At 69.6% G+C, this 25751-nt stretch carries 25 protein-coding genes, 1 tRNA gene and 1 pseudogene; 13 read left to right on the forward strand and 14 right to left on the reverse strand.

Translation table 11 applies throughout. From position 1 onward, the window contains the following. The 3 genes from ACA511_RS21130 to ACA511_RS21140 form a co-directional block, all read right to left on the reverse strand. Positions 1-675: a hypothetical protein gene (locus ACA511_RS21130; RefSeq protein ID WP_375026157.1), complete on the reverse strand. Its 675-nt coding sequence runs from the start codon at positions 673-675 to the stop codon at positions 1-3. A 149-nt stretch (positions 676-824) separates the two neighbouring features. Then, entirely contained in the window at positions 825-1106 is a 282-nt protein-coding gene (locus tag ACA511_RS21135; protein ID WP_375026298.1) for a LuxR family transcriptional regulator, read from the reverse strand. Between the two features lie 449 nt (positions 1107-1555). After that, entirely contained in the window at positions 1556-2332 is a 777-nt protein-coding gene (locus ACA511_RS21140; RefSeq protein WP_375026158.1) for a hypothetical protein, read from the reverse strand. Between the two features lie 364 nt (positions 2333-2696). Here ACA511_RS21140 and ACA511_RS21145 point away from each other — a divergent pair, with 364 nt between their 5' ends. After that, positions 2697-2906: a hypothetical protein gene (locus ACA511_RS21145; RefSeq protein WP_375026160.1), complete on the forward strand. Its 210-nt coding sequence runs from the start codon at positions 2697-2699 to the stop codon at positions 2904-2906. Between the two features lie 211 nt (positions 2907-3117). Here the strand turns inward: ACA511_RS21145 and ACA511_RS21150 are convergent. Beyond that, positions 3118-3983, reverse strand: a protein-coding gene (locus ACA511_RS21150; RefSeq protein WP_375026299.1) for an IS5 family transposase whose coding sequence is annotated in 2 segments (ribosomal slippage) — positions 3118-3635 and positions 3635-3983 — 867 coding nt in all. Because the reading frame shifts where the segments join, the coding sequence is not laid out codon by codon here. Between the two features lie 203 nt (positions 3984-4186). Here ACA511_RS21150 and ACA511_RS21155 point away from each other — a divergent pair. Continuing rightward, positions 4187-5638 (forward strand): hypothetical protein, encoded by a 1452-nt coding sequence (locus ACA511_RS21155; RefSeq protein ID WP_375026161.1) that lies wholly within the window; start codon positions 4187-4189, stop codon positions 5636-5638. Between the two features lie 217 nt (positions 5639-5855). Here ACA511_RS21155 and ACA511_RS21160 read toward each other — a convergent pair whose 3' ends face one another. Together ACA511_RS21160 and ACA511_RS21165 are read right to left on the reverse strand one after the other, a co-directional pair. Next, positions 5856-6194 (reverse strand): hypothetical protein, encoded by a 339-nt coding sequence (locus tag ACA511_RS21160; RefSeq protein WP_375026162.1) that lies wholly within the window; start codon positions 6192-6194, stop codon positions 5856-5858. A 336-nt stretch (positions 6195-6530) separates the two neighbouring features. Then, a complete protein-coding gene (locus ACA511_RS21165; RefSeq protein WP_375026163.1) occupies positions 6531-6908 on the reverse strand; it encodes a hypothetical protein in 378 nt (125 codons plus the stop codon). A gap of 522 nt (positions 6909-7430) precedes the next feature. Here ACA511_RS21165 and ACA511_RS21170 point away from each other — a divergent pair. After that, positions 7431-8495: an IS630 family transposase gene (locus tag ACA511_RS21170; protein ID WP_375026164.1), complete on the forward strand. Its 1065-nt coding sequence runs from the start codon at positions 7431-7433 to the stop codon at positions 8493-8495. 105 nt (positions 8496-8600) lie between these two features. Here the strand turns inward: ACA511_RS21170 and ACA511_RS21175 are convergent. The 5 genes and pseudogenes from ACA511_RS21175 to ACA511_RS21195 form a co-directional block, all read right to left on the reverse strand. Then, positions 8601-8924: pseudogene (locus ACA511_RS21175) on the reverse strand (transposase); the annotation flags it as partial. A gap of 37 nt (positions 8925-8961) precedes the next feature. Then, positions 8962-9867, reverse strand: a complete 906-nt coding sequence (locus tag ACA511_RS21180; protein WP_375026165.1) for an integrase core domain-containing protein — start codon at positions 9865-9867, stop codon at positions 8962-8964. A gap of 17 nt (positions 9868-9884) precedes the next feature. Beyond that, positions 9885-10181 carry a transposase gene (locus ACA511_RS21185; protein WP_375026166.1) on the reverse strand — a complete coding sequence of 99 codons (297 nt, stop codon included), beginning with the start codon at positions 10179-10181 and terminating at the stop codon, positions 9885-9887. Between the two features lie 544 nt (positions 10182-10725). After that, positions 10726-10801: transfer RNA gene (locus ACA511_RS21190), tRNA-Lys, on the reverse strand. A gap of 43 nt (positions 10802-10844) precedes the next feature. After that, positions 10845-12131, reverse strand: a complete 1287-nt coding sequence (locus tag ACA511_RS21195) for a cytochrome P450 (protein ID WP_375026167.1) — start codon at positions 12129-12131, stop codon at positions 10845-10847. Between ACA511_RS21195 and ACA511_RS21200 the strand changes: the two genes are divergently transcribed. Next, entirely contained in the window at positions 12126-12554 is a 429-nt protein-coding gene (locus ACA511_RS21200) for a PaaI family thioesterase (RefSeq protein ID WP_375026168.1), read from the forward strand. The two genes, ACA511_RS21195 and ACA511_RS21200, sit on opposite strands and share 6 nt — an antisense overlap. A gap of 1 nt (position 12555) precedes the next feature. After that, the gene (locus ACA511_RS21205) at positions 12556-13242 is read left to right on the forward strand and encodes a dienelactone hydrolase family protein (protein ID WP_375026169.1); all 687 of its coding nucleotides are present in this window, start codon (positions 12556-12558) and stop codon (positions 13240-13242) included. Positions 13243-13300: 58 nt separating this feature from the next. Here the strand turns inward: ACA511_RS21205 and ACA511_RS21210 are convergent, their stop codons facing one another. Beyond that, the gene (locus ACA511_RS21210) at positions 13301-15910 is read right to left on the reverse strand and encodes a helix-turn-helix transcriptional regulator (protein WP_375026170.1); all 2610 of its coding nucleotides are present in this window, start codon (positions 15908-15910) and stop codon (positions 13301-13303) included. 101 nt (positions 15911-16011) lie between these two features. Between ACA511_RS21210 and ACA511_RS21215 the strand changes: the two genes are divergently transcribed. Next, positions 16012-17085, forward strand: a complete 1074-nt coding sequence (locus ACA511_RS21215) for an alkene reductase (RefSeq protein WP_375026171.1) — start codon at positions 16012-16014, stop codon at positions 17083-17085. Between the two features lie 158 nt (positions 17086-17243). Here ACA511_RS21215 and ACA511_RS21220 read toward each other — a convergent pair whose 3' ends face one another. Then, the gene (locus ACA511_RS21220) at positions 17244-17744 is read right to left on the reverse strand and encodes a C40 family peptidase (protein ID WP_375026172.1); all 501 of its coding nucleotides are present in this window, start codon (positions 17742-17744) and stop codon (positions 17244-17246) included. An 851-nt stretch (positions 17745-18595) separates the two neighbouring features. Between ACA511_RS21220 and ACA511_RS21225 the strand changes: the two genes are divergently transcribed. From ACA511_RS21225 to ACA511_RS21240, 4 genes are read left to right on the forward strand one after another with little or no spacing between them, the layout of a single operon-like run. Then, a complete protein-coding gene (locus ACA511_RS21225; RefSeq protein ID WP_375026174.1) occupies positions 18596-19945 on the forward strand; it encodes a glycoside hydrolase family 1 protein in 1350 nt (449 codons plus the stop codon). 60 nt (positions 19946-20005) lie between these two features. After that, positions 20006-20644 carry a hypothetical protein gene (locus ACA511_RS21230; RefSeq protein ID WP_375026175.1) on the forward strand — a complete coding sequence of 213 codons (639 nt, stop codon included), beginning with the start codon at positions 20006-20008 and terminating at the stop codon, positions 20642-20644. Positions 20645-20683: 39 nt separating this feature from the next. Further along, positions 20684-20929 carry a BON domain-containing protein gene (locus tag ACA511_RS21235; RefSeq protein ID WP_375026176.1) on the forward strand — a complete coding sequence of 82 codons (246 nt, stop codon included), beginning with the start codon at positions 20684-20686 and terminating at the stop codon, positions 20927-20929. Then, the gene (locus tag ACA511_RS21240; RefSeq protein WP_375026177.1) at positions 20926-21684 is read left to right on the forward strand and encodes a metallophosphoesterase; all 759 of its coding nucleotides are present in this window, start codon (positions 20926-20928) and stop codon (positions 21682-21684) included. The genes ACA511_RS21235 and ACA511_RS21240 overlap by 4 nt, the downstream gene beginning before the upstream one ends. A gap of 161 nt (positions 21685-21845) precedes the next feature. On the opposite strand, the gene ACA511_RS21245 is transcribed toward ACA511_RS21240, so the two are convergent. After that, a complete protein-coding gene (locus ACA511_RS21245) occupies positions 21846-22694 on the reverse strand; it encodes an SDR family oxidoreductase (protein WP_375026178.1) in 849 nt (282 codons plus the stop codon). 163 nt (positions 22695-22857) lie between these two features. Here ACA511_RS21245 and ACA511_RS21250 point away from each other — a divergent pair, with 163 nt between their 5' ends. The 3 genes from ACA511_RS21250 (at position 22858) to ACA511_RS21260 (ending at position 25690) form a co-directional block, all read left to right on the forward strand. Next, entirely contained in the window at positions 22858-23631 is a 774-nt protein-coding gene (locus tag ACA511_RS21250; protein ID WP_375026179.1) for an SDR family NAD(P)-dependent oxidoreductase, read from the forward strand. 8 nt (positions 23632-23639) lie between these two features. After that, entirely contained in the window at positions 23640-24443 is an 804-nt protein-coding gene (locus ACA511_RS21255) for a crotonase/enoyl-CoA hydratase family protein (RefSeq protein WP_375026180.1), read from the forward strand. 170 nt (positions 24444-24613) lie between these two features. Continuing rightward, positions 24614-25690 carry a hypothetical protein gene (locus ACA511_RS21260; RefSeq protein ID WP_375026181.1) on the forward strand — a complete coding sequence of 359 codons (1077 nt, stop codon included), beginning with the start codon at positions 24614-24616 and terminating at the stop codon, positions 25688-25690. The last annotated feature ends 61 nt before the right edge of the window (positions 25691-25751 follow it).

A 25751-nucleotide genomic window follows, 5' to 3' on the forward strand; every position in this document is an offset into this window, starting at 1 on the left:
CTACGTCACCCATGCGGGCGTTGGATGAGTGGTCGCGCCCAGGATATGGATCCGGCGGGTTCGGTGCTCGATCACGGCCAGCACGTACAACCGTGCACCTGTGAGGGTGACGGTCTCCAGGAAGTCGCAGGCCAGTAGGGCGTCGGCCTGGGAGCGCAGGAAGTCGGCCCACGTGTCGGCGGCTCGTTCGGGTGCCGGGTCGATCCCGGCGTCCTTGAGAATCTCCCACACGGTGGAGGCGGCGACCTTCACGCCGAGTACGAGCAGTTCGCCGTGCACTTGTCGATATCCCCAACTCGGGTTCTCGCGGACCAGGCGCAGCACCAGGACGCGGATGGAACGCACCGTCGGCGGTCGGCCTGGTCGTTTCGGCCTGGACCGGGCAGCGTGCCGACGACGAACGAGGTCGCGGTGCCAACGCAGCACGGTGTCCGGACGTATCAGCAGCCGCATCCGGCGTAGCGCCTCGGGCGTCAGACGGTGCGGCAGTGCCGCCAGGAACGCCCGGTCCGGTGCGGTGAACCGCACCTTCTGACCGCTCAACTGACGTTCCAGCACTGCGATCTGATGCCGCAGTACGAGGATCTCGGTGTTCTTGCCCCGATCGCTCACCGGAAGCAGACGCAGGACCGTGAAGGTGTTCGCCACCGTCAGGTACGCCAATCGCAACAGCACAGCCGGCCATCATGCCGGGGCAAGCACCACTAACGCTCCCATTTGGAGCTGAACAACCAGTAGGGACTGCACCCGCTGCTTGATCACCAGCCGCATGTGCTCTCACCTGCGTGGATGACAATTTCGGCGCCCGCAGCGTTGATCTGTTGCTAAATGAGATGGCGTCGGGCTGCCCAGACAACCGCCTCGATTGGGGTGGTGACCCCAAGAAGATCGCAGATGCTGCGGAGTCGCCGCCGTAGAGTCCGGACGGACAGCTCCAGCTTCTGGGCGGCGACATCGGCGGTAACGCCTGAGGCGATCTGCGCCAGCAGCCGAATCTCGTCCTCGGACAGCCCGAAATCATCCGTCCCCCTCCCCGCCAGCGTCGTAGGCGCACGTTCCTGCCGGGGACGGCTAGCCGCAGGAGAGGTGGGGCGGGCGGTGGCCATGACCCTAACCACGTCGTCGCTGTCGGGGAGATCCCGGAGTTGGCGAGCGGAAGCTGTGCCCAGAGACGAACTCTCAACCAAGACCAGACTCTGTAGCACTTCGCTCAGGAGCTCTCGCTGTCGCTCGTCGGCCAGGGTCGCCGCCCATTCCTCCGGCTCGTCCGCGGCGGCGGCTGCGGTCTCCAACCGGGCTCGAATGTCAGCGGGCTCGACTCTTTGACCAGACCACACATCAGCCAGCAGACGATCAAGCACAGTGGGAGGAAAGTGAGGGACTCGGCCTCGAAGCCGACGCCACAAGACGAGAACCAGGTCATCGCCCTCCCCTGGCGCCTGGCTACGGTTGCTGGCGGAGCCCGCGATCACAAGATCCCCTCCAACGCAAAAGGTGGGGACGGCATCGGCCTGCTGTCGTGCCGCGGCGGAGTGGTCAGTACGGGTCATTGTGCTCAGTCCGCCTTTCCCCGTGTGGTGACACCGACGCCCTTGAGCCGCGCAAGACGGGTTCGCAACGTCTTCTCCTTCAGCCCGACAGTCCGCGCTGCCTCGTTGATCGACAGTCCGCGCATGATCAAGGCGACAGCCGAACGGGTGACCGGATCGGCGATGAGATCGAGGGCATGCCGTCGAAGCGCACGCCGAGTCCCTTCGTCGCTGGTGGGGTCGTCCCACCTCACCTGGGCAGGTGGAGCCGTCACCTCTACTTCGTCTGGGGAGACCGACACATCGCAGGTCCGCCCCCAGCGGTTCTGTCCGCGCGCCCAGGCGTTGTAGACGTTGGGGAACTGGAACAGGCAGGCGCCGATGAAGAAGGTCTTCAGGCTGGCGCCCTTTCGGTGATCCCAACGGCCATGGGCCAGCACGTCGTTGATGAAGTAGGCCAACGCCTTGCTGACGGTCTCGCCTGCCAACTCCAGGCGATCTTCACGGCTCCATCGGCCAGGCCCGAACTCGGCCAAGAAGATTGGCCGCCCTTTGGCCTTGCACTCCTGCACGATCTGCCCGGTGCGAGTCCACCCCATCATGACCGCCAGCCCGTAAGCGGCTGCTTCGGCCTTCCAGATCTCGGTGGCTGGCCCGGTGAACTTCTCGGCTTCCATCTCCTCGACGTAACGCTGGTCGGCCAGCCGCCGCCGGGCTCGTTCGACGGCCAACTGGTTCTGCGGCCCGGCGAAGTCGTCCTCAATGAGAGCTGCCTCCAGCTGATCAATCTGCTCATCGGTCACCGGCTGCGTCTCGCCCCGATCGACCTGCGCAGCGTTGGCGCCTGGCTGCTGCGATGAGGATGGTTGGGCGGGGACGTTGGCCTGATCCGGCCGTCCGCACTCGAGTTGTACTTGCGGTGAGTCGGGCCGTGGTGGCTCCCCAGCCTCCTCGGCTCGCCCCATCGACTCCTCCAATAGGGGTGCGTGGCCCGGATGGCCGTACTGCACACGCTGTAGATGACGGTCGCCGGACTTTGCCTCACACAGTTCCAAGATTTTCTGCGGGGTGCTGGAGGGCGTTTTGGTGAGGCAATCGAGAGGGTCGGCCATCTACACCCTGCGGGTGTAGGGGCAACAATCTCGCGTTATCCCAGGAGCTGTCACCATGTCGCCGACCCACCCAGTCACCAGGCCGACCGCTCCCCACGCGGCCGACCAGCCGAAGAACCTGAGCCGCCGTAAGCTCACACAGACCTTGCGCCGGCTGGCACACACTGCGATGTTCGCCGCGGTACGCGGCCTTGCCTACGCGCTCGGTACCGCCGCCGGGACTGCCCTGGTCAGCCTGGCCTGGTGGTGGATCACCAGCCGTTAACCCTGGTGCCACCGGCCCAGGAGGTGGTCCCGGGGCACCAACCACGGCGCACGCAAGCCATGCGCGCAGGCGGCACGACGCGGCGCGGGTGGCGGTCTCGTGCAGCGTCCGCCACAGCGCCCGCTCGCGCGGTGCATGCGGCTGTGTCAGTAGTTGACGATGCCCGGCGTGCGCCCGGCGAGCCTCCAAGTACTAGGGCGTGTCCGGTGGATCATGAGTTGATCCAGAGCAGGGCTGTGACCAGGACGATTCCTGCGAGGCAATTGCGGGCGAGTTTGTCGAACCGGGTGGCGATGCCGCGCCATTGCTTGAGGCGGCCGATGCAGCGTTCGACCACGTTGCGGCGCCGGTAGAGGGCCGGGTCGAACACTGGTGGGCGCCCGCCGCGCGGGCCGCGGCGGGCGCGTCCGGCCTTCTGGTCGGCGCGTTGGGGAATGGTGACGGCGATGCCCCGCTCCCGCAGGGTCCTGCGGATCGCCGCCGAACTGTAGGCCTTGTCTGCGATCACCCGGTCCGGCCGGCACCGCGGCCGCCCCCGCCCCAGCCGCGGCACCCGAATCCCCGCGAGGACGTCGGGGAAGGCGGTGCAGTCGTTGACGTTGCCGGCGGTGACCACAATCGACAGCGGCATTCCGCGCCCGTCGACGGCCAGGTGGACCTTGGTGGTCAACCCGCCCCGGGACCGCCCAAGCGCCTGATTGCTCTTTGATGTCGGGTTCGTCCCGCCCGGTTCCCCTTTTTGCGGGCACCGGCGGCGTGCTGATGGGCGCGCACGATGGTGGAGTCGAAGCTGACGGTCCAGTCGATCCGCCCGACCGAGTCGTCGTGGACCTGCACGTGGGTGAGGATGCGGTCGAAGGTGCCGTCGGCGGCCCACCGCCGGTACCGCTCATAGACCGTCTTCCACTTGCCGTACCGGTCGGGCAGGTCCCGCCACGGAGCACCGGTGGCCAGCTTCCACAAGATCCCGTTCAAGACCGCGCGGTGATCGGCCCACCGGCCGCCCCGAGCGGGCTGCGCGGGCAAAAGCGGCTCGATCCGCCGCCACGCCGCATCGGTCAATTCATGCCGTCGCACCACGACACACCATCAACCCACACCCAAAGATCGACCTCAGCCAAACGCCAAGATCTACCGGACAGGCCCGCGCAGGCGGTCGCCAGGTGCCGCATCTGCTGGATCTGCGGCGCCCCGCTACACCGACCACAAGCTCCTGCTGAAGCGGTGGCAGGCCGGGGTGCGGGACGACGGGTGAGCGGTGATCCACGTACGCTCCGTGCATGGTTTACGTCATAGCGCTCACCGCCGAGGAACTGGACCGCATCGATACGGACTTACGGATCAAGCAGTCCTTCACGAAGACGGTCGCCGCCGCTTCCCTTCCTCGCGATCGGACACCCCAGATCACCTTGCTCGTCACGCGAAGTTCGGCCGAGACCGACCCGTGTCCGCTGCTCTGGCTGGGAGTCGTGCGGCGGCCCCGAGGGGAGAAGGTTGCGGCCGTCGATTCCCGGATCACCGTCGAACTGGTGCGGGAGTGTCCGATCCAGGTCATTATGCGCTCGTTCCTCGACAAGGTGCCGCATCGCGTACGGCATGCAGTAACGCGCGCACTCTCAGGCGAGGTCACCGTGCTCGGAGAGGAGGCATCGGAAGCCTTGCTGAAGGCTCTTGCGCAACAGGACAAGCTGCTGCGCAGGACACTCGACTTCCTCGGAGAGGCGGCCGCGCCCGACCCGTTCGACCCTCGACGAGTTGCGGACCGTGCTTGGCAAGAGCAGTACGACATGACCCGGCTGGGACTGTCCATCGGTAACATCCCTCCGTCACGGCTCGCGGCCTGGCGACGTCCAAGCGACCCCAACGCCCCCCATCTGGCGGGACTGATCACGGAACCCTTCGAACAGGGACTGATCGAGAACGACGCGCGTCACATCCAGTTCGGTGACGATGTGTTCACTGAAGCGGGATGGCCCTCCGGAAGACACGCCACCGGGGCATCCTTCCGCTGCGATATCCAGGTCTTCGAACACCTCGGGAGCCGGATCGAGGTAGCGAACATCAACGCAACACCAGTAGAAGCCCGGCTCGGCGCGGACCTGATCTACTACCACGAGGCCACCCAAAGCTTCATTCTCGTGCAAGCCAAACGGCTTCCTCCTGACGCAGGCACTCGGTGGATCTATGTGGATCAGCAGCTGCGCGGGCAACTCGACCGTCTCGAGCAGGTCGCCGAGTTGAGCAGAACCCCGCAGGCGCCTCACGAGTGGCGGCTGGGTTCGGACCCCTGTTTCGTCAAACTTGCCTACTGGCCACTGGAGGAAACAGTCGACCCAGGTCCGGCGCCAGGCATGTATCTGCCGGTGCCGTACGTGCGGCTTCTGCTGGAGGACGATGCGACGCGGGGCACGGGCGGGGGCACACGCCTCGGATACGGCTACGTCGACCGATACCTGGGGAACACCGAGTTCACCGCGCTTGTAAAGAACGGGCTCGTCGGCACGGTGGGCACCACACTCGACGAACTGAGGACGCTCGGCGAGGAGCGGGCGGATGAAGGAATGTCGGTGTCCATCGTCGTGGATCGGGCCACGGCCCCGCCGCGCGAGACAGTCAGGGAGCGACACAAACGCAATCACGCCCGCGGGTACGACAAGAACCTCGCCACCAGGATGCGACGCAGGCAGTTCCGGGAACCCGGGGCCGGACAGCAACCACTGTTCGGATCCTGAGATCAGTCACGGCCGACCGCAGGTACATCGGCTCTCCGGCGGTCGACCAGACGCGTGGTCTTCCCGTAGGTCCGGTTGCGCCTGTTCTCGCCCACCTTGTGCGGCGACCGTTATCCAGGCAGAGATCGAGAAGACTGTGGCTTCAGATGTCAGCCACACCGGGTCGTCCACCGCGACCTCCGGGGGACAAGCGGGAGCGAAGGCCCCCGCGACAGTTTCACCGGGTCCATGCCGACGGCGAACCATGCGTCGTCCGAGAGATCGGCGCACTCGAGTGTGAAACAGCCTGGTGCAGCGCGGCCTCGCGGTCGCCTCCGGCCAAGCTGCGGAACTCGTGGCCGGCGAATTTGAGGAGCCGCTCGGTGACGAAATCGGCGATCCCCTTGATCTGCCGATGGACGTTGCGGCGCTTGAGTTCATCAGGAAGACCCGTCTTGATCAGCTCGGTGAGGTCCTTGCCGGCTCCGTCGTGGTTCGACCGGCTCGCGGGCCAGGGGGCGGCGGCGGGGCTCGCGACCGATGCGCCGACCCGCGTCGGGGCGACTTCGAGAGTCATGTCGTCCGGTATCGACGGCCGTACCAGGCGCGTCAGCCGATAACCGGATCAGGCCCACCAGGTGCGGACGCGGGAGGTCGTACGGCGGCTCCCCGAGCGCGTGTCGCCTCGGCGGTTACGGGCTCGATGAGGCGTACCCGCCGGCCCAGGCCCGGATCGTCCGGCGATGTCGGGAGGGCGGGCACCCTCGGCCCCATCATCGGAACGCCATGGTTCGCCGTGCATGGGCGTGCTATTTGGTCACGGTGTTGAAGATCGGTATCAGCTCTCGTGCCACGCTTGACGTCTCACACCGTCGGTCGATGCTGACAGCCACGCCTCTGGTAGATCGTGTGCTCAGCTCCCGCCGCCGATGGCGTGGCGGCCAGCATGCCGGTCTGGCAGGACGCAGAGGCCACCTGAGCGAGACTGGTGTTGGCAGTAGCCGGCGAGGAAGATGCGGCTGCTGCGGTAGGCGTCCCAGGCCACCCAGACGATGAACCTGCCACTCTCCGCACCGAAGGCGACGTGCCTTCCGGGATGTTGGTGCTCGTGAGTGCAGTGCAGGACCGGTTCCGGGCCGTTGATCAGACGCAGCCGGTCGTGGCGCCAGGGGCGGCGGACCAGTTCGGCAAGTTCGCTGTCGGACAGCTCGATCGAGGCATGGCACAACGGAACTGGGACATCGAAGTCCAGAGGGAACTCGTCGGGGGCGACCAGTGCAGAGGCATTCATAGTTCACTGATGATTGCGCCCGGCAGATGCAACAGTCCGTCATCTACAGTTGCTGGCGTGTCTGCGTTATCTCATGTAACTGTTGACAATTCGACCCGGCTTGGGGCGAAGCCTCGCAAACATTGATATGCGGCACGATCCGAGGCTGTCGTGCATTTGCGGGATGAGGTGCGTTTGGGATGCGATGCAATCAGATGTGCATATTCCCCTTTGTGGCGGGCTTGGCCTTGTTGGGGGGTTGCTCGAGTGATCTATATGACACTTTGGAGATAGTGGTGAGTGTTCGCGTGCTGCATGAGCGGGTAAATACTTGGAAGTGATTTGGTGTCGGGCGGTCATGGAGGAGCCTGCGCCTCGAGGTTCTGGAGACGCGGCGTTATCTCACTTCAGGAACTCCTGAGTGCGGGAGGGGCGATGAGAAGCGCTAACCAGGGTTAATGGGTCATGGCGGTTGGGTGAGTGGACGGGCCTGTCGGGTGGGCGTATGCCGGTGGTATGGCCAGATACCCCCAGGGCGGCGGGATGACCGACGCGGGCCGTGAGCGGCGAGAACAGGTGCGGCTGCAGGCCGCGGAGTGGTTCGGTGAGGGCCGGCCCAACGCGTGGATCGCCGCGCAGTTGCGGGTTGGGCTGCGGCAGGTGGAGAGGTGGCGGCAGGCCTGGCGCCGGGGTGGGGTCGAGGCGTTGCGGTCCAGGGGTCCGCACCGGCGGCCGCGGCTGGACGATGCGGCGTTCGCGCGGTTGGAGGCCGAGTTGAACCGCGGTCCGGCCGCGCACGGGTATGCCGATGACCAGCGGTGGACGCTGGGCCGGGTGGCCGCGCTGATCAAGGCTCTGTTCGGGATCGACTACACCCTGCCCGGGGTGTCGTTGCTGCTGCGCCGTAACGGCTGGTCGGTGCAGGTTCCCGGACGCCGCGCGATCGAACGCGACGACCAGGCCGTGCAGGTGTGGAAGCGGCAGGTGTGGCCGCAGGTGGAAGCACCGCGGGCGACCTGGGCGCCTGGGATCTGTTTCGAGGACGAGACCGGTCAGGGGCTCAGGCCGCCCCAAGGACGTTCCTGGAGCCGGCGGGGACACCGGCCGCAGGTGAGGGTGCACGGCGGCGACCACGGCGGCCGGGTGTCGGTGGCCGGGATCGTCTGCTACCGGCCCGGGGATCGGCCACGGCTGATCTACCGGCTGCACCACTACCGCCGCCGCAAAGGCGAACGCGCCGCCTTCACCCTGGGCGAGTACAAGAGCATGCTGCAGGCCGCCCACCAGCAGTTACCCGGCGGGAAGATCGTGCTGGTCTGGGACAACCCGGGCATCCACCATTCACGGTCGATGCGGGCGTTCCTTGACGCCCACGCCGACTGGCTGACGGTGTTCTACCTGCCGGCCTACGCACCCGAACTCAACCCCGCCGAGAGCGTGTGGTCCCTGCTGAAACGCTCCATGGCCAACTTCCTGGCCACCGACCTCGACCACCTCACCGACATGATCAAGCACCGCCTCAAAGTGATCCAGCACCACCCCGACGTAATCGACGGCTGCCTCACCACAGGCCTCACCTTCACCACCACACCCGCCAACACTAATTAACCCTGGTTAGCCGCCTTTGGCCGGACGCGCTCTTCTGTTCGGTGAGCACGATCATGTCAACGACGGGCGAATCCTGGCTCTGGCACACATTCCGTGATCGGGCTGTCAGCTGGTCAGGAGGATTCGTTTGCGCAGAAGGTCGAAGCTTGCCCGGCCATACATCTGCCTCTTGATCATTTTGATGCGGTTGACGTTGCCCACGACCGGTCCGGAGCTGTAGGGCAAGGTCAGCTCGGCGGTGACGGCATCCTGGTCACGGCGAAGGCCGGTGACGAACGAGTGCAACTCGGGCAGGTCATCGTCGAGCACGCCGACCATCCACGCTTCGAGGTGCTGGCCGGTGCGGTTCGTCATCATCTCGGCGAAGTGCCGGACGTGTGTGCGCAGGGCGCTCAGCTGCGGGCAGGCGCCGCAGAGAGCCTCGAGTCGGTGTTGGTCGTCGGGTGTCCCGCGTCAAGTTGTTGGCTCAGAAACCCGGGTCTGAAAGTTGGGGGTGCAGGCTCGGGTCGGTGTAGATCTCGATCGGTCGGTGGCCGCTGAGGGCCTGGTGGGGTCGGACGTGGTTGAAGATCTGCCGGTAGGTCTCGGTCTCGCGGGCCAGGGCGGGCAGGTCGTCGATCTCGATCCGGTACAGGTGCTCGTACTTCAATGACCCGAATGCGCGTTCACGGACGCCGTTCTGGCCCGGTGAGCGGCGGCGGGTGCGGATGTGGACGAACTCGGTCCGGCCGGCGATGAAGCGGGCGAATGCGGCGCCCTTGAACGCGCTGCCGTTGTCGGTGACCAGCTTGATCTTGACGATCTCGCCTGTCCGCGGGTCGGTCAGGGCTTGGGCGAGCGGGCGTCCGGCCAGGTGCTCGGCCTCGCTGATGGCGATCCGCACCGCGGCGATGGCGTCGGCGCCGGTGCAGGTCGGGGCGATGTGCCAGCCGTGCTCGTACTTGGTGAAGTAGTCGGTGACCCCGGCCAGCCGCCAGATTCCACCGGCCGTGGTCTCGTACTCGGAGAAGTCCAGCTGCCACACCTGGTTCGGTGCGGTCGGCGGATCGGCGAACGCGGCCTTGCGCGCTTGCGCGAGCTGTCGGCGTTCGCTCTGGTAGTCGATCGGCTGGAGCAGGTTCCGGCGGCGCATCGCCCGCTCGACGCTCGACGCCGAGGCGGCGTGCCCGTCCGCAGCCATCAGCCAGTGAATTTTGCGGTGGCCCCAGGCCGGCCAGTCCGCTGCGTACTTGGCCACCACCGGCTCGATCTCGTCCACGACGGGGGCGGGCCAAGGTCCCTTGGACGGCTCCCCGGCCGCCTGCTTGGCACGCCACCGGGTGTAGGTGCGGCGCGGGATGCCGGTCAGCTGGCAGAACCTCGAGACCGGCATCGCCGCGTCTTGGCGGATCACCTCGAGGTCCGCGAAGGGGCCAGGCGCCCCTCGGCCGACTTCTTCCACACCCGCAGCTGCACATGCGCCTCCCCCAGCGCCGTGTGCAACTCGGCGATCTCGGCCTCCAGCTGCTCCTCTCTCGCCGAGGCACCCGACGACCGGGCCGACGCCAGGCCCTGCTTCCCACCCTCCAGGAACTGGGCCTTCCACTTGGCCACCGAGGTCCCCGACGTCTTGTTCCGCCGAGCCGCCTCAGCGACCGTCATCTCACCAGCCAGGACCGACAACACGATCCGCAGCTTGTCCTCCACCGAGAACTGCGGGGGGGCGACTCACGATGCGTCTCCTTCACAGCGCAGGAGTCCCAACTAACTCCTGCGCCACTAAGTCTGACGCGCGACAGCTGGCTGCTGAGAAGCGGCAGGCGCCGGCCGGCGGCCGGGTAGCGGGCACCCTGTTCACCGCCGACCTGAGCGCGCTGGCCGCCTGCGGGGCACGCAAGGCCGCAGACCACCTCCACCGTTGCCGCCCGCCGAGGACGGCGACGCGTCGGCGTCGAGCGGACCTTCAGCAAGCTTGATGGTGCCGCCCGGGGGGGATGCGAGCCTGCGGATTCACGCCCGCGGAAGTGCGTTGCTGACTGCTCTGGCGGCCCTGGCCGGCGGTTCTGTGGGCGCCATGACCGGCTTGGGCGGGTGGAGAGTACCCGGTTTCGGGGCGCTACCAGGGGCGACGCAGGGCCCGGATCGAGCCGCCGAGCCGCCACCGAGCCGCCACCGAGCCGCCACGGGGACGAACCGGGGCATGTCGGGTGGTGGGCAAACCGGGCATTCTCGTGTTTTCCCTGGTGAGGGGTGGTGGGTCGCGTGGGACTCGAACCCACAACCTACGGATTAAAAGTCCGGAGCTCTGCCAATTGAGCTAGCGACCCGTCCCGCAAGGGTACCGAGATCGGCGGGGGGTTTGCGACGGGGTTACGGGGTGGGGGTCAAGTGGACGGGGAGGTGCTTCAGGCCGTTCTGGAAGTTGGAGGCCAGGCGGACGGGGGCGCCGGTGAGGGTGATGTCGTGGGGGAGGAGTTCGCGGAAGATGGCGCGCATCTGGGTGCGGGCCAGGTGGGCGCCTAGGCAGAAGTGGGGGCCGAAGCCGAAGCTGACGTGGTCGTTGGGGGTGCGGGTGATGTCGAAGCGGTCGGGGGAGGGGAAGACGGTGTCGTCCCGGTTGGCGGACGCGTGGTAGACGACGACCTTGTCGCCCGCGTCGATCTTCTGGCCGGAGAGGGTCACGGGGGACGTGGCGGTGCGGCGGAAGTCCATGACCGGGGGCCAGTAGCGGAGCATCTCCTCGACGGCGGACGGGAGGAGGGACGGGGCGGAGCGGAGGCGGTCCAGTTCGGCGGGGTGGTCGAGGAGGGTCAGGAGGCCGCCGGGGATGCCGTTGCGGAGGGTCTCGTTCCCGGCGACGGCGAAGAGGAAGAACATGTTCTCGAACTCGTGGGTGGTGAGGCCGCCCTCCAGCATGCGGGACATGATGTCGTCCGACGGGTTGGCGCGTTTCTCGGCGGCCAGGGCGTGGGCGTAGGCGAACATGTCGGCGAGGGCCGTGTAGGAGCGCGGGTTGACGGGGCGTCCGTCCGGGTGGGTGGACGTGGTGGGGCGGTAGGCCATCGCCTTGCGGGCCATCGGGGTCATGGAGGCGGCGTCGGCGGTGGAGAGGCCGGCGTACTCGTCGTCCTGGTAGCCGATGACGCGGGACGCCCAGTCGTAGAGGAGGCGCCGGTCGGCGTCGGGGACGCCCATGATGTGCGCGAGCGTCCAGACGGGGAGGTCGGCGGCGAGTTCCACGAAGTCGGTGTCCTCGTTGAGGGCGGAGGCGACGAGGCCGCGGGCCCGCGCGTCGATCGTCTCCTCCAGGGCGCGGACGGCGCGAGGGGTGAACGCGGCGGCGACGATGCGGCGCAGGCGGGAGTGGTCGGGCGGGTCCTGGTTGAGCATCATCGCGCGGACGAACGCGAGATCCTCGGGCGTGTCGGGGTCGCGGATCTGGGTGGCGCCGAGGTTGGAGGAGAAGAGGTCCGGGGAGCGCAGGACGTGTTTGACGTCGGCGTGCCGGAAGACCGCCCAGTAGCCGGGGCCCGCCGGCCAGGGGCCGACGGCGGGTTCGGGGACCCGGATGACCGGCGACTCGGTGCGCAGCGTCCGGAAGGTCTCGTAGGGGACCCCGGCGGCGTAGGTCGCGGGCAGGAAGATCTCCTCGTGCATGCCATCAGCGTGCATCATGTCGGGGTGACGTTGAAGCCTGATGAGATCCTGCGTGACAATTTCGCGCCCTGGGTGCTGGACCTGGGCCTCGTCGCGGAGGAGGTGGGTGACGGGACGGCGGTGCTGCGGCTGCCTTGGTCGGACCGGCTGGCGCGGGAGGGCGGTGCGCTGTCGGGGCAGGCGCTGATGGCGGCGGCCGACACGGCGGTGGTCCTGGCGGTCTCCGGCGCGAAGGGCGGGTTCGTGCCGATGACGACCGTGCAGCTCAGCACGTCGTTCCAGCGGCCCGTGGTGGGACGGGACGTGCGTATCGCGGTCGAGGTGACGAAGCTCGGGCGGACGCTGGCGTTCGCGGAGATCGACATGACGGTGGATTCCGCGACCGTGGCCCGCGCCAGCGCCGTGTACGCCATCATCGGCTGATATGACGCGGACTGAGAAGGTCGTTGTTCCGGACGGTGAGTTCGACCTGCGGGTCTGGGGCGAGCGCGGGCCGGGGGTTCTGCTCGTCCAGGAGATCTTCGGGGTGGGCGAGTACATGGAGGCCGTCGCCGAGGATCTGGTGGCGCTCGGGTACGTGGTGGCCGCCCCTGACATGTTCTGGCGAATCGAACCCGGGTGGACGACCGTCCACAACGAAGAGGCTCTCCCCAAGGGGATGTCGATGGTGTCCCAGTTCGACTGGGAGAAGGGCGTGGCGGACGCCAAGGCCGCGCTGGACGTTCTGAAGGGCTTGCCAGAGGTCGTCGGCAAGGTCGGTGTCCTCGGGTTCTGCTTCGGCGGGACGCTCGCCTATCTGCTCGCCGCCCAGGCTGAGGTCGATTCCCTCGTGTCGTTCTACGGGTCGGGCGTGCCTGCGGCGCTGGACCAGCTCGACGCCATCCAGGCTCCTGTCCAGTTCCACTTCGGTGGTGCTGACGCGTACATCCCCAGCGAGGACGTCGCCCGGGTGGAGCAGGCCGCGGACGGACGAGCCAATGTGGAGGTCCACGTCCAGAAGGACGGCGGTCACGCGTTCCACAACCGAAAGGCGCCGATGTTCTACCAGCCGGAGCCCGCCGAACGCGCCTGGCGCCTCACAGAAGACTTCCTTGGACGGACCCTGTCGTAGCGCCCAGGGGGCGTCGGCGCCTCGCAGTACGACGTCGCCTGTGGGGAGGCGTAGGCGGTCAGGCGGGCTCCAGGGTGAGGTGGGAGAGTTCCTTGCGGGACGAGATGCCGAGCTTCGGATATGCCTTGTAGAGGTGGTACTCGACCGTGCGGGGGCTCAGGAAGAGTTGCGCGGCTATCTCGCGGCTGCTCGTGCCCGAGGCCGCCAGGCGGACGACTTGGAGTTCCTGCGGGGTGAGGCGGTCGAGCAGGTCCGGAGCGGTCGGTGTCGAGGGCCCGGACTCGCCGGTGGCCCGCAGTTCGGCGCGCGCGCGATCCAGCCATGGGGTGGCGCGTAGGCGTTCGAAGATGGACGCCGCCGAGCGGAGCGGGACACGTGCGTCCGAACGTCGGCGGGCACGGCGCAGGTACTCGCCATAGAGGAGTTCCGTGCGGGCGCGCTCGAACGGGCGCGACGACTGCTCGTGCAGGCGCAGAGCCTGTAGGTACGGTTCTTCGCTGTCCGTTAGCAGGGCCTCGCAGTGCAGGGCAACGGCCAAAGCCCAGGGCTGTTCACCTGCCTCGGCCCAGGAGCGGACCCGGGTGAAGGCCGCGCGCGCGAGCGAAGCCTCACCTGAACGGACGGCGGCCTCCACCTGGTCTGCGTCGGCCAGGACGTTGCCGTGCCGGTGCGGCCCGCGTGCGATCTCCTCCAGGCGGCGCGACGCGTCGTCGTAGCGACCGAGGCCCAGGTCGAGGAGGGCGAGGGCGCCGTCGGCCAGGCCCGGCGGGGCCGAGGCGGTCAGCTCGCGGAGCCGGGGCTCGTCGCCCTCGATCGCCGCGACGCGGGCCAGGACGGCGGCGAGGCGGCCCTCGCGGTGCGGGCGGCCGGTGTCGCGGGCCAGCGCGATCGCCTCGGCGACGGTGGCCGCCGCGTCCGCGTGCCGGCCGGCCGCGATCAGCGTCTGCGCCCGGACCTGCAGGATCGTCGGCAGCTCGCCGAGCAGGCCGTGCCGGCGGCAGTGCGCGACCTCGGCGGCGGACAGGTCGAGCGCCGCCGCGTCCGCGCCGATGACCAGTGCGAGCTGGGCGCCGCGCAGCCGGTCGCCGGCGCCGTCGCGCGCCGCGGCGACGTGCTCGGCGAGCAGCGGCAGGCCGCCCGCCGGGTCGCCGTCCGCGAGCAGCGCGAGGCCGCGGAGGGCCCGGTCGTCCGGCAGCAGCTCGGACGCGCGCAGCACGGCGGGCAGCTCACCGGACGTCCACCCGTACATGGCGCCGGTCCGCAGCATGGCCGCGCGTTCGGCTCCGGCGGCGCGGTCGACCATCATGCGGGCCGCGGCGCGCGGGTCGCCGCGCTCGTACTCGACGGCGGCGTGGACGCGGGCGAGCCCGGCCCGGTCGGCGGCGCCGAACTTCTCGGCGAGGCCGGCGAGCTCCTCCGCCTCGTCGAGCCGCCCCGCCTGCAGGGTCAGTGAGGCGGCGGCGGCGAGGCGCGCCGCCCGTGCCGAGCGGCCCGGCGTCAGGTCGGCCGCCTGCCGGTAGAGCGCCGCCGCGGGCGCGTGGCCGGCGCGGACGCGGGCGCGTTCGGCCGCCTCCTGGAGGTCGGCGGCGACGTCCTCGTCCGGGGCGAGGGCGGCGGACGCGCGGTGCCGCGCGCGGCAGTCGACGTCGTCGGCGGACTCGGCGAGCGCCCGGTGCACGGCGACGCGCCGCGCCGCCGTCGCGCCCTGGTACGCGGCGGCCCTGATCAGCGGATGCCGGAACGCGATGCTGCGCCCGGTGACCTCCACCAGCCGGGCGCGCTCGGCCTCCTCCAGGTCGGCGAGCCCGACGCCGAACGTGCCGGCGGCGGCGAGCAGGCTCGCCATGTGGCCGCGCCCCTCGGCCGCCGCGATCAGCAGCATCAGCCGGGCCTTCTCCGGCAGGCGGGCGATCTGGGCCTGGAACGACCCGAGGACGCGGTCGGCGACGGGCAGCGGCGTGGTCTCGGGCGGCCGCTCCCCGCCGGCGGCGAACTCCTGCAGCGCGAGCGGGTTGCCGTCGGCCTCCCGCAGGACGCGTTCGCGGACGAGCGGCGCCAGGTCGCGCGCGGCGAGGAGCCGTTCGGCGTCGGCCCGGCAGAGCCGGTCGAGCCGCAGCTCGGGCAGGCCCGTCCCGGTGAACCCGTCGTCGCGGGCGGCGAACAGCATGACGACGCCTTCGGCCGCCAGCCGCCGCGCCGCGAACAGCAGCGCGTCGACGGTCGCGGTGTCGACCCAGTGGGCGTCGTCGACCACGCACAGCACGGAGCCGTCCTCGGCGAGGTCGGCGAGGAGCGTCAGCACGGCGAGGCCGGTGGCGAAGCGGCCCTGACCGGCGGACGTGTCACCGACCGCAGAGCCGGGCGCGGAGCCGGGTGCGGAGCCGAGCGCGGAGCTCAGCGCGGCGGACTGCGCCCGCGGCAGGGCGTCCACCCGGTCGCGGACGGGCCACAGCAGCTGGTTGAGCCCGGCGAACGCGATGCCGGACTCCGCCTCGACCCCGGTGGCCCGCAGCACCCGCGACGCCCCGGCGGCGGCCTCCGCGAGCAGCGCGGACTTGCCGATGCCGGCCTCGCCGCGCAGGACGAGCGCGCCGCTGCGCCGGTGGCCGCGCGCCCCGTCGACCAGCGACGTGAGACGCGCCCGTTCGTCGTTCCGCCCGTAGAGCACGGACCCCAAACTACGGGGCCAAGTACCGAAACCCTACGGATTCGCCCCGTACCCGGCGGCTCGTACGTTCTTGACCAGTGACAACGCCCTAGGAGGACGTCATGCAGGAATTGTTCGAGCCCCTCTCGGCCGGGAAGCTGGAGCTGCCCAACCGCATCGTGATGGCGCCGATGACGCGGAGCAGAGCCGGCGCGGGCGGCGCCGTCACCGAGCTGACCGCCGAGTACTACCGGCAGCGCGCCGCCGCCGGGCTGATCATCACGGAGGGGACGCAGCCGAGCGTCCGGGGCCAGGGGTACGTCGACACACCGGGCCTGCACTCCGATGCGCAGGTGGAGGCGTGGCGGGCGGTGACCGCCGCCGTGCACGACGAGGGCGGGCGGATCTTCGCGCAGCTGATGCACTCCGGCCGCGTCGGCCACCCCGTGCTGTACCCGGACGGGGGCCTGCCGCTCGGCCCGTCGCCGATCGCGTCCGGCGACCGGCTGTTCACTCCCGGCGGGATGCTCGACCATCCCGTCCCCCAGGAGATGACCGCGGCCGACATCGCGCAGGCCGTCGAGGAGTTCGCCGCCGCCGCGCGCAACGCGGTCGCGGCCGGTTTCGACGGCGTGGAGCTGCACGGCGCGAACGGCTACCTGATCCAGCAGTTCCTCGCCGACGGCAGCAACACCCGGACCGACGCCTACGGCGGGACGGTCGCGAACCGCATCAGGTTCGCCGTGGAGGCCGTCCGCGCGGCGGCGGACGCGATCGGACCGGAACGCGTCGCACTCCGCGTCTCGCCCGGCGGCACGTCGAGCGGCGTCAGCGAGAGCGACACACCGGAGCTGTACTCCGCGCTGATCGCGGCGCTCGCCCCGCTGGACCTCGCGTACCTGCACGTCATGGAGGAGCGGAACCGCGAGATGACCGGCCGTATCCGCGCCTGGTGGCCGGGAACGCTGATCCTGAACCCGCACCCGACCGCGGACGCCTTCCCGGCGACGCCCGAGCGCGGCGCGGAGGCGCTGCGGGACGGAGTGGCCGACGCGATCGCGTTCGGCGAGCTGTGGCTCGCCAACCCCGACCTGCCCGCCCGCATCAAGGCCGGCGGCCCGTACAACGAGGCCGACCGCGCGACGTTCTACGGCGGCGACCACCGCGGCTACACCGACTACCAGCCTCTTCCATGACCCGGGCGCACGGCCCCGCGCCGCGTGGTGCGGGGCCCGCGATCGCCCGCACCGCGCGGTCGCCGTCCGGGTGGCCGCGCGCGGGTGCGGGTGTGGGCCCGCACGGGGCGGGGGAGGCGTGCGGGCCCACAGGTGGTGCGGAGAGTGCTCGTGCCGGGTCAGAGCCCCGGACGGACACCGCCGCTGAAGTTGCGCTTGTAGTACTTGGTCAGCTTGATCTTCTTGACCCGCTTGCCGGAGCTGGGCGAGTGGATCATGTAGCCGTAGCCGGCGTAGACGCCCATGTGGGTGCGGCCGCTGTAGAAGAACAGGAGGTCGCCCTTGACGGCGCCCTTCCAGGAGACCTTCTTCTTCACGGAGCGGTAGATCTGCTGGCTGGTGCGGGGGAGTTTCACCCCGGCCTTGCGCCAGGAGCCGCCGGCGAGGCCGGAGCAGTCCCATGAGCCGGGGCCGGTGCCGCCGTAGCGGTACGGGTCGCCGATCTGCTTCGCCGCGTACGCCACGGCGTAGGCGGCGCGCTTCTTCTGCGTCGCTGCCCGGGACTGCGCGGCGGAGGTCTTCGCCGCCGTCACCGCGGCGGCCTGCCGCGGTGGCGCCGCCGCCCCGGCCGGGCCCGCGGCGAGGACGCTCGCGCCGAGCGCCGCGGTCGTGGTGAGCACGAGGCCACCGGTGGTGATTCCAGCCTTCAGGGAGTTTCGGGGGGTATGCAGAATGACTCCAGATCTCGCGGTCGATGCCTACCGGGCAGCCGTCATCCGCACTGGTCTTCACTGCGGGATCGGGATGCGTCGGCCATTGCGCGGCGTCATTCGAGGGGACGCTGGGGAATTCGTGGCCGCTTTCCGGTTCCGTGCCTCTCGGCTGCACGGATTCGGCGTCCGACGGCGGCTTTCGAGCGGGGTCCGCGGGGGGACGGCCTGGGGGCCGCGCCCGGCCGGTCACAGGTGGCCGTGCGCGCCGCCGCCGCGCGTCGGAGTGCGTGTTCTGTTTTCTGGGCGGCTGCTGTGCCGCATGAACCGGGCAGGAACGTATGCAGTCTCGGGTGAACATGGCAAATCCATCCCTGCGTTTCGGGACGGCGGACGCCGGTGAGAAGGCGTCCGCCCGGGGCGTGGCCTGCACTTATTCCGAGCATCTCCGGGAAAGTGTGAAGTGGGTCACGAAGTGCCGAAAGAAGATCGATTCCATGGTGACGCGTGCCCGGCCGATCCGGCACTGGAACCGCGTTCTGTGGATAACCACGCAGCCGCGGGTTCGTGCTTTGTGGCGTGTATCACGTATCGGTAAATGTGGGTTATGTCTCGTATAGAACGCCGGTCGCGGACAGCCGAGATCGCCGGATTCGGCCAGGCCGGGGGGTTGACGGACCGGTTCCGGCCGCTTGTAGTCCGAGGGAGAGGCAGGTTCCGCTCCCGGAGGGAGTTCCGTGTTCGGCTGGCCCGGCAGATCCCGCAGACCAAGGCCCGTCCTCCTCCCCTCTCCCGTCCTCCTCCGCTCTCCCGCTCACCTCGTGGCGGTCATCGTGCTGGTCGCCGGGCTGGTGGCGATGCCATCGGCGTCCGCCGCGACCGGCCCCGCGACCTCGACCGCGCCCGCGACCGCGCCCGCGCCCGCGACCGCCAAGTTCCCGCCGGGCTTCCTGTGGGGCGTGTCCACGTCCGGCTTCCAGGGCGAGGGGCACTTCCCCGACAGCAACTGGACGCGGTACGCCGACCGCAAGGCGAACGGCGTCACCGACCCCTACGGAAACTCCGTCGACTTCCTGCACCGGTATCCGTCGGACCTGAAGCTCGCCAAGGGCCTGGGCGTGAACGTCTTCCGGACGTCCATCGAGTGGGCCCGCGTAGAGCCCCGCAGAGGCCACCGCGACCCGAAGGCGCTCGCCTACTACGACGACCTGGTCCGCCGCATCAAGGCGAACGGGATGCGTCCCATGCTCACGCTCGACCACTGGGTGTATCCCGGATGGGTCGCCGACCAGGGCGCCTGGGACAACCCGCGCACGCAGGACGACTGGCTCCGCAACGCCCGGTTCGTCGTCGACCGCTACAAGGGCCAGGGCGTCATCTGGATCACGTTCAACGAAGCCAGCGCCTACATCTACAAGGAGCTCACCACCCGTCCGATGGACCTCGGGCAGATGTTGAAGATGCGCGACGCCCTCCTCAAGACGCATCGCACCGCCTACGACATGATTCACAGGGTCGACCCAGGCGCCCTGGTGTCGAGCAACGTCGCCTACGGGACGGCCCTCAACGGCATCTTCGACGCGGCCCTGTTCAACGACGCCACCGACAAGCTCGACTTCATCGGCATCGACTACTACTACGGCGCGAACCTGGAGAACTTCACCTCGGCGTACGCGCTCACCGGCGAGTTCTGGAAGATCGACCCCGAGCCGGAGGGGCTGTACTACGTCCTGAAGAACTATCAGCGGCGACTGCCGCATCTACCGGTCTACGTCGTCGAGAGCGGCATGCCCACCGACAACGGCAAGCCGCGCCAGGACGGCTACACACGCTCGGACCATCTCCGCGACCACATCTACTGGATCCAGCGCGCGATGGCCGACGGCGTGAAGATGATGGGCTACAACTACTGGAGCCTCACCGACAACTACGAGTGGGGCAGTTACCGGCCGCGGTTCGGCCTGTACACGGTGGACGCGCTGGCAGACCCGACCCTGACGCGCCGTCCGACCGACGCCGTCCCCGCGTACCGCTCGATCATCGCGAACCGGGGCGTGGCGTCCGGGTACGTCCCGGTCCGCGAACCGGGCTGGTGCTCCATCGAGGACCCTGTCGCCACCTGTCTCGGCACGACCCCCACCCCACCCGCCGCGTACCGCGTCCCAGGGTGAGGGCATGACCGGCCCGTCCCCGGGTACCGCCACCGCGACCGCAAACGACCAGGGAAACGCGTGGGGGACGTGCAGACGGAGCCGAAGGCCGCGACGCGCGGGTCCGGCACCGCGGGGCCGGGGCCGGGCTCGGGAGGCGTCGCCGACGGGCTGCTGAACGTCCTGAAGCGGGCCGCGGCCGCGCTCCGCGACGCGGGGATCGAGTACGCGCTCGCGGGCGGTTTCGCGGCGTACGCGCACGGCGCGGCCGTGTCGACCCATGACGTCGACTTCGTGGTGCGGGAGCGTGACGTCCAGGCCGCGTTGGACGCTCTTGCCGCGGTCGGCTTGAACCATCTGGAGAGCCCGGAGAACTGGTTGGAGAAGGCGTACGACGGCGAGCACCTCGTCGACCTGATCCACACTCCGTCCGGCCGTCCGGTGGACGGGGATCTGCTGGGCCGGGCCGAGGAGATGACGGTCGGGGCGGTGTTCATGCCGGTCCTGCCCGCCACCGACCTGATGGTCATGCGGCTGCTGGCGTTCGCCGAGACCGCGTGCGACTTCAGCGGGTTCCTGCACGTCGGCCGGGCGCTGCGGGAGCAGGTGGACTGGCGGCGGGTCGCCGCGGAGACCGCGGAGTCCCCGTACGCGTACGCGTTCCTGACGCTGCTGGCCCGCCTGGACGTGATCGACGGCGACGTGCTCGCGGGAACGTGATCGAAGGGGGGACGTGCTGTGATCGAAAGGGGGCAGGCCATGACCGACATGTCGGGGTATCTGGCCGCGCACATCCAGGAGCGGCTCGCGGTGGAGGCGTACGAGCTCGGCATCCGGGTGGACGTGCGCGGCGACGTCGTGCATCTTCGCGGCGAGGTGGTGAGCGAGGAGCGGAGCCGGGACGTCGAGGAGGCCGCCCGCGTCGCCGCCGGGGGCCGCGAGATCTGCAACGAGCTGCACGTCGTCGCGGTGCCCGAGCCGGACGGAGAGGAGCACATCTCATGATCCGCGTCGCGGCGGCGGGAGACCTGCACGTCGGGCCGGAGTCCGGCGAGTACCGGGCGCGGCTGTCGGCGCTGGCCGACCACGCGGACGTGTTCCTCGTGGCCGGCGACCTGACCCGGCACGGGACGGTCGAGGAGGGCCTGGTCGCGGCCGGCGAGCTGCGCGACCTCGGCGTCCCGGTGGTCGCCGTGCTCGGCAACCACGACTACCACTCCGACGCCGAGGACGAGATCACCGGCGTGCTGCGGGACTCCGGCGTGACCGTCCTCGAAGGCGACGGGACGATCCTGGACTGCGACGGGACGAGCCTCGGCATCGCGGGCGGCAAGGGGTTCGGCGGCGGGTTCGAGGGCCGCTGCGCCAGCGACTTCGGCGAGCCGGAGATGAAGGAGTTCATCCGGCACACCAAGGATTTCGCCGGGCGGCTCAGCACGTCCCTCGCGACCCTGGGCACCGACGTCACGATCGCCCTCACGCACTACGCGCCGTGCGCGGACACCCTCGAAGGCGAGCCGCCGGAGATCTACCCGTTCCTCGGCAGCTACCTGCTGGGGGAGGCGATTGACGCGGCGGGCGTCGACCTCGCGATCCACGGCCACGCCCACAAGGGGACGGAGAAGGGCCTCACGTCCGGCGGGGTGCGGGTCCGGAACGTGGCGCTGCCGGTGATCCAGCACGCCTACGCCGTCTACCTCATGGAGACGCCCGGGACCGCGGAAAGCGGCCGCGTCCGGGAACGGGCGTCGGCCTGGTGACGTTCGCCACTACGAGATGGGCCGGTGGGCGATCGTGAGATCGCGCGGAGGGGAGTGATCTCCCGGTCGTCCCACCGCCCGCTCGGCCGGCGGCGGACCGGCGCCCTCCTCGTAGAGCCGCCCGTAGCCGGGCTCCCCGGGTTCGCTGCGTCGCGGATCCGTCAACCGGGATGTATCTCTCCGCCGGCGGGGACCAGCGTCTGCCCGGTGTAGTACGACGACTGGCGGTTGGAGGCGAAGAACACGTAGGACGGCGCGATCTCGTCGGGATCGGCGGGACGTCCCATCGGCGCGTTCTTCCCGAAGCCCTCCACTCTCTCCTCGTCGAACGTCGCGGGAATGAGCGGCGTCCACACCGGGCCCGGCGCGACGCAGTTGACGCGGATCTCGCGGTCCATGAGGTTCTGGGCGAGGCTCCCGGTGAGCGACATCACGGCGCCCTTGCTGGCGGAGTAGTCGATGAGCGACTTGTTGCCGCGCAGCCCGTTGATGGAGCCGGTGATGACGATGGACGACCCCGGACCCATATGGTCGAGAGCCTCCTGGATCGTCCAGAACACCGCGAACACGTTCACCTCGAACGTCCGGCGGAGCTGCGCGTCGTCGATCTCCCGGACGTCCTTCACGGGCGCCTGCGTGCCGTGGTGCAGGACGAGCACGTCCAGCCCGCCCAGCTCGCGGACGGTGTGCTCGACGACCTCGCGGCAGTGCCGCTCCTCGGCCATGTCGCCGCCGAAGGTGACGCAGCGCCGCCCCTCGGCCTCGACCAGGGCCGCGGTGTGCCGGGCGTCGTCGTCCTCCGTCAGGTACGTGATCGCGACGTCCGCGCCCTCCTTGGCGAAGGCGACGGCGGTGGCGCGGCCGATGCCGGAGTCGCCGCCGGTGATCAGCGCGCGGCGGCCGTGCAGCAGGTCGCTGCCGATGTGGTCGCGCATCTCGTCGCGGGGCTCGGGGGTCATGTCCCCCGTCCGGCCGGGGTAGGACTGGCTCTGCGGTGGACGCTCGCTCATGTTCGGCGGGTGCCCGTAGCTGCGGGAGGCAAACGCGCCCCCTATTGTAACCCGTGAGTAATAACGTGCCTCCGTGATCCGCCGGGGTGTGAGCGGAGCGTGCGACGACGTCTGGATAGCATCACCCCGAACCACATTCGGTCCCTCACGTAAGGTGTCGCTTATGGACCTGAACGGAGTTTCCGCCGTCGTATCCGGTGGCGCGAGCGGCCTCGGTGAGGCCACCGTCCGCGCGCTGGCCGCCGAAGGCGCCAAGGTGGTCGTCGCCGACCTGAACGAGGACAGGGGCAAGGCCCTCGCCGACGAGATCGGCGGCGTCTTCGTGAAGACCGACGTGTCCAACGAGGAGCAGGTGCAGGCCGCCGTCCAGGCCGCCGTCGACACCGGCGCCCCGCTGCGCGTCATCGTCAACAGCGCCGGGATCGGCTGGGCGTCGCGGACCGTCAACCGCGACGGCAGCCCGCACGACCTGGCCTCCTACGAGACCGTCATCCGGGTCAACCTGATCGGCACCTTCAACCTGATGCGGATCGGCGCCGCGGCCATCTCCAAGACCGAGCCCGCCGACGCCGACGGCGCCCGCGGCGTGGTGATCAACACCGCGTCCGTCGCCGGACTGGAGGGCCAGACCGGGCAGATCGCCTACTCCGCGTCCAAGGGCGGCATCATCGGCATGACGCTGCCGGCGGCGCGCGACCTCGCCGCGATCGGCGTCCGGGTCAACACCATCTGCCCCGGCATCATCGACACGCCGATCTACGGCCAGGGCGAGCAGGCGGACGCGTTCAAGGCCAAGCTCGCCGCGCCCGTCCCGTTCCCGAAGCGGATGGGCAAGGCGTCGGAGTTCGCGCACCTCGTCAAGTCCCTGATCGAGAACGACTACATGAACGGCGAGACGATCCGCTTCGACGGCGGCATCCGCTTCCAGCCCAAGTGAGGCCCTGAATGACCGACGCAGTATCGGCCGAGGGGGGAAGCCCCTCCGGTGACAACGCTGTGCTGACCGAGGAGGACGGCGCGGTCCTCATCATCACCATCAACCGCCCGAAGGCCCGCAACGCGGTCAACGGCGAGGTGGCGCGGGGGATCGCGGCGGCCATCGAGGAGCTCGACTCCCGCAAGGACCTGTCCATCGGCGTGCTGACCGGCGCCGGCGGGACGTTCTGCTCCGGCATGGACCTCAAGGGCTTCCTGACGGGCGACAACCCCATCGTCGAGGGACGCGGTTTCGCCGGCATCGTCGAGCGACCGGCGGCCAAGCCGCTGATCGCCGCCGTCGAGGGCTACGCGCTCGCGGGCGGCTGCGAGGTGGCGCTGTCCTGCGACATGATCGTGGCGGCCCGGGACGCCCAGTTCGGGCTGCCCGAGCCGAAGCGCGGCCTGGTCGCCGCGGGCGGCGGACTGCTCCGCCTCCCGCAGCGCATCCCGTTCCACATCGCGATGGAGATCGCCCTCACCGGGGACAAGTACCCGGCGGAGCGGATGGCCGAGCTCGGGTTCGTCAACCGGCTCACCGAGTCGGGCGGCGCGCTCGCCGCGGCCAAGGAGCTGGCCCTGAAGGTCGCCGAGAACGCCCCGCTGGCGCTCGCGGCGACCAAGAAGATCATCGTCGAGTCCGCGGACTGGACGGACGACGTGGCGTGGAAGAAGCAGCAGGAGATCACCCTGCCGGTCTTCACGTCCAAGGACGCCCAGGAGGGCCCGGCGGCCTTCGCGGAGAAGCGCAAGCCGAACTGGAAGGGCGAGTAGCCCTCCCGGACCAAGACGCCCGGAACCGTCCGGTTCCGGGCGTCTTGACGTCTGTGACTGATGTGCCTGATGCGTCCTGATCTGGTCGGGTCGGGGGTTCCCCTTACCGTGCAGTAAGTAATGCCGTACTCTTTTGCGCACGCTTGCTGTGATCTTGGGAGTGGGAGCATATGAGACGCAACGCGGCGCTGGTGGTCGCCACCGTCCTGGCCTGTGGCGCCGGGACGGTAGCGGTGGCCGCCCCAGCGAACGCCGCCGGCTGGAAGAACATCTCCAGCGGGGCACTGAACTACGACGGCAGTCTCGACCGGGTCGACTTCGGCGCCAAGAACGCGGGCTGGGCCGTCGGCGCCGCCGGCTCCTTCTTCAGCCCGCAGGCCAAGATGGCCCGCTGGACGGGCTCCGCCTGGGCCGCCGACAAGAGCCCGGTCGGCTTCACCCCGACCGACGTCGCCGTCTCCAGCGCGTCCAAGGCATGGGTCATCGGGTACAACCTCGGCGGCACCCTCGGCCTCTACTGGAACGGCACCAAGTGGGCCCAGGTCGCCTACCCGATGGTGGGCTTCCCGACCGCCGTGTCCGCCGCCCCCGACGGCACCGCCTACTCCGTCGCCGGGGTCGACGCCGCCGCCGGCGGTCCGTCCGCCATCCTCCGCTGGACGGGCACCGCCTGGGTCGACCCCAAGGTCCCGCTGCCGGCCTCCTCGTCCATCACCGCGGTGGACGTCCGCTCCAAGAACGACGTGTGGCTCGCCGGAACCACGTCCGCCACCGGCACGTCCGTCACCGGGCTGGTGATGCACTTCAACGGCACGTCCTGGAAGAAGATCGACGTCCCCGGCTCCCTGGGCGTCCCCGGCTACCAGGGCACCCTGCACCGGATCGTCGCCAACTCGGCGACGAACGTGTACGTGCTGCGCGTCCGCCAGAACGCCCAGATCACCAACGCGATCCAGCGCTACGACGGCACGTCCTGGAAGACGATCAACACCCCGCTGAACGCGGCCGGCATCGGCCTGTCGGCGGACGGCAAGGGCGGCGTGGTCATGCTCCCGATCACGACCGGCACCAAGAGCCAGTACATGCACTACAACGGCTCGGCCTGGACGACCCTGAACGGCCCCGCCCGCACGGGCACCGTCCAGGCGTCCGACGCCGACGCGCGCCCCGGCACCACGGCCATCGTGAGCACCGGCACCGCGTCCGAGCCCAGCAAGCGGGTCCCCTTCATCGAGTACTTCAGCTGACCTGGACCACCCCCCGACGCCCGTCCCGCCGCCCCGGCAGGACGGGCGTCGGCGTTTGCGC

It is taken from the genome of Actinomadura sp. GTD37 (assembly GCF_041951365.1).
Classification (GTDB): Bacteria; Actinomycetota; Actinomycetes; order Streptosporangiales; family Streptosporangiaceae; genus Spirillospora.